The 3,500-nt window shown below is 60.4% G+C and carries 3 protein-coding genes; 2 read left to right on the top strand and 1 reads right to left on the bottom strand.

Annotation, left to right across the window (positions count from 1 at the left end; translation table 11 throughout):
- Nucleotides 1–850: 850 nt before the first annotated feature.
- Both RMO81_RS12160 and RMO81_RS12155 read left to right on the top strand, forming a co-directional pair.
- Nucleotides 851–2,569 carry an alpha/beta hydrolase-fold protein gene (locus RMO81_RS12160; RefSeq protein ID WP_310476155.1) on the top strand — a complete coding sequence of 573 codons (1,719 nt, stop codon included), beginning with the start codon at nt 851–853 and terminating at the stop codon, nt 2,567–2,569.
- Nucleotides 2,569–2,853, top strand: a complete 285-nt coding sequence (locus RMO81_RS12155) for a hypothetical protein (protein ID WP_310476154.1) — start codon at nt 2,569–2,571, stop codon at nt 2,851–2,853. The genes RMO81_RS12160 and RMO81_RS12155 overlap by 1 nt, the downstream gene beginning before the upstream one ends.
- 162 nt (nt 2,854–3,015) lie before the next feature.
- On the opposite strand, the gene RMO81_RS12150 is transcribed toward RMO81_RS12155, so the two are convergent.
- Nucleotides 3,016–3,453, bottom strand: a complete 438-nt coding sequence (locus RMO81_RS12150; protein ID WP_310476156.1) for a cupin domain-containing protein — start codon at nt 3,451–3,453, stop codon at nt 3,016–3,018.
- Nucleotides 3,454–3,500: the final 47 nt, after the last annotated feature.

The following is a 3,500-nucleotide window of genomic DNA, read 5'->3' as shown; positions in this document are numbered from 1 at the left end:
CGCGGCTTGGGCGGCACGGTCTGCACCGGCGCCGCCGCAGCGATCGACCCCTTCTCGGGGAGATAAGCGCAAAAAGAGGGCGTCGCCATCGCTGGCAACGCCCCCAGTAAGTACAGTGGTAGAAATCGAAGGGCGCGCATGGCGCCAAACTAGTCTGCGTGTCGGGCGATAGCCAGCCCGGCGATGATCAATTGAAACGGCTCAACTGGCTGGCCGAAGCCCGGGCCAGGGAACGCGGCAGTCGACGCGGGAATGACCGACCTGACCACAGCATGCCGACCAGAACGCCGAACATCATGGAAAGAACCATCAGAGCCCCATCGGTTGCCAGCAGGTTGCCGACGGACTGTGCGATACCGCTGAAAATCATACGCCGAACTCACGCGTTAACACTTGGTAGATGAAGTTACTAAGCTGGAATTTACGGCGTGTAAAGAGAAACTGCATCCCGTTAACTATTTTTCCGTTAACGAATATTGTTGTTTGTTTACTATTTGTCAGCGCTTGTTGCGACGGTCCTTGTCGCTTCCATTTGAATCGCCATTGCTACCGGCGCGCGACCGTTCCCAAAACATGCCAACCAAGCCTCCCAACAGCAATGAAAAGCTGATCAATATCACATCGGATGACAGAATTTGCTGCATGTTTCGCTTTCTTTTGATCAAGGCTTGCTTGCCAGCACAATAATCAGTTTATCCTGATTGACAAGAGCATGGCCGGATTTTCGGCCACGATTCAAGCCATATCTGCAATTCTATTCATGGTTAACAGAAATTTATCTACAAAGTGAAGATGCGTTGCCGGTGCTGGCATTCCATGCTTAAAAACCTGTGATCAGGGAGGACGCAACATGAACGGACAAAAAGCAGCGTGGTTGGCGGGCAGTATGGCGGCGCTGTGGGCGGTGCCCGCACTGGCAACCGATTTCCGAATCACGCTTCCGGTCACCGGCATCGACGCCAGCAACGATGGCCGCATCATCCTGGTCATCACCCCCGATGGATCGAAGGAGCCACGCTTCCAGGTCAAACTCGGCGCCGATGCGCCGCAGGTGTTTGGCGTCACCGTCGATGGCCTGAAACCCGGTGACAGCGCCGCCATCGGCAATGGCGTGCTCGGCTATCCAGCGGAAGACCTCTCCAAGGTGCCCGCCGGCGATTACACGGTGCAGGCCGTCTTCCACAAATATCAGACCTACAAACTCGCCTCCGGCCACACCGTGAAGCTGCCGGCCGCACGCGGCGCCGGGCAGAACTGGCGCGCCGAACCGGGCAACATCCTCTCGGAACCGATGAAGGTCAGCTTCAGCCCGGTCGCCCGCAACATCATCACCATCCCGCTGATCAAGGTGATCCCGCCCGTCGTGGAGCCCAAAGACAGCGAGTTCATCCGCCACATCAAGGTGCGATCAGAACGCCTGTCAAAATTCTGGGGCACTGATGTGTTCCTGCGCGCCCACGTGCTGGTGCCGCGCGATTTCGACAAGCACCCAGAAGCCCGCTACCCGCTGGTCATCAACCACGGCCATTTCCCGGCTGATTTCGGCGGCTTCAGCACCACCCCGCCCGATCCGAAAATGCCCTGCAAGCCGGAACCGCGCTTTGGTGAGCCCTGCTACAACAAGGTCGAAGCCCAGGAAGCATTCGACCTCTACACGAAGTGGACGTCAGACCGCTTCCCGCGCATGCTCATTGTCGAGATCGACCACAGCAATCCCTATTATGACGACAGCTATGCGGTGAACTCCGCCAACCTGGGCCCCTACGGCGACGCGATCATGAAGGAGCTGGTGCCGGAAATCGAAAAACAGTTCCGCGGCCTGGGCCAGGGCTGGGCGCGCTTCACCTACGGTGGCTCCACCGGCGGCTGGGAAGCGCTGGCCGTGCAGATGTTCTACCCGGACGAGTTCAACGGCGCCTTTGCCGCCTGCCCCGATCCGATTGATTTCCGGCAATATACCAACGTGAACCTGTACGAGGACAAGAATCTGTTCTGGAAGGTCGGCCCGTTCGGCAAGGTCGATCGCCCGGCCCACCGCAACTATCTTGGCCATGTCGATTACACGGTGGAACAGGAACAACGGCTGGAACTGGTGCTGGGCGACAAGTCCCGCTCCGGCCAGCAATGGGATATCTGGGAAGCGGTCTATTCCCCGCAAGGCGCCGACGGCTACCCGCAGCGCATCTTTGACAAGCGCACCGGGGTCATCGATCCCAAGGTCGCCGCCTATTGGCGCGAGAATTTCGACCTCGTCCACATCATGAAGCGCGACTGGAAGACGCTGGGGCCCAAGATCCGCGACAAGATATTCCTCTATGTCGGCGACATGGACAATTATTACCTGAACAACGCCGTCTATCTGGCCGAAGATTTCCTGAAAACCGCCGATCCGCCCTTCCTCGGCGAAATCGCCTATGGCGACCGCGCCGAACATTGCTGGAATGGCGATCCCAATCAACTCAACAAGATCAGCCGGTTGCGCTATCACACCATGTATGTGGACAAGATCATGAAGCGCATCGAAGCCGCCGCACCAAAGGGGGCTGATCTGACGAGCTGGCGCTATTGATGACACGCGAGCCCACCGCCGAACTGCCGTTGAAGGGCCTTTATGGCGTGCAATGGCGCGTCTGGCTCTTCACCTTCGTGGCGCCGGTGCTGATCTGGTTCCTGCCCTTCCCCACACCCCTGCGCCTGCTCGCCTTCTTCCTGCCGCCGCTGTTCCTGGCCACCGGCTTTACCGTGGTCGCCATCCTGAAATGCCCGGCCTGCGGCAAGCGGCTGATGGCGCAGGGGCTGTTGGTGGTCCCGCGAAAGAAATGCCCCCATTGCCGGGAAATCGTGGCTGGATAGAGCAAAAAAAGGGCCTCCGGCGGGCAGGGTCGCAGACCCTGCACCCATTCGAATTCACGTCGGCTTTGCTGCGCGGTTCGGATTCGAGTGAGGGCGTTTCCCGAAAAACAAACGGGTGCAGGGTCTGCGACCCTGCCCGCCGGAGGCCACCTTCCCTACTTCTCAGCCCGGCGACCACCCCGGCGCTGCCAGCCTGAATCCGGCGAATTCAAACCCCGGCGCGACGATGCAGCTGACCAGCGCCCAGCCATGCACCGCCTCGGCCGCCTGCCAATGGCCAGCTGGGATCGTGGTTTGCGGGTTGTGGCCCGCTACGATGTCGGGGCCAAGTATGATCCACACCGGTGCATCCTGGTCGCGCGCGGCGTGGCCCAATCGCAGCGGGCTACCGGCGTGCCAGCACCAGATTTCGGTGGCGTCGACCGTGTGCCAGTGGGAACGCTGACCAGCTTCGAGCAGGAAGTGGATGGCGGTGACTGCGGCACGATCCCCAATCGGTCCGCTACCGGGGACGCGCAGGGTCTCGCGGTACCAGCCACCCTCTGGATGTGCAGAGAGGCGGGGGGGCGGGGTGGGGGGCGGGGGCGCGCCCCGAATAATTAATTGGGGGGGAGGGGGGGTTTTAGGGCACCCACAGGCGGGGGGGG

Source organism: Sandarakinorhabdus sp., assembly GCF_031422795.1.
Lineage (GTDB): Bacteria > Pseudomonadota > Alphaproteobacteria > Sphingomonadales > Sphingomonadaceae > Sandarakinorhabdus.
This window is presented reverse-complemented; position numbering and strand designations above follow the sequence as displayed.

Coding starts and splice junctions, on each gene's coding strand:
- RMO81_RS12160 (WP_310476155.1), top strand. CDS start 851: ATGAACGGACAAAAAGCAGCGTGGTTGGCGGGCAGTATGGCGGCGCTG.
- RMO81_RS12155 (WP_310476154.1), top strand. CDS start 2,569: ATGACACGCGAGCCCACCGCCGAACTGCCGTTGAAGGGCCTTTATGGC.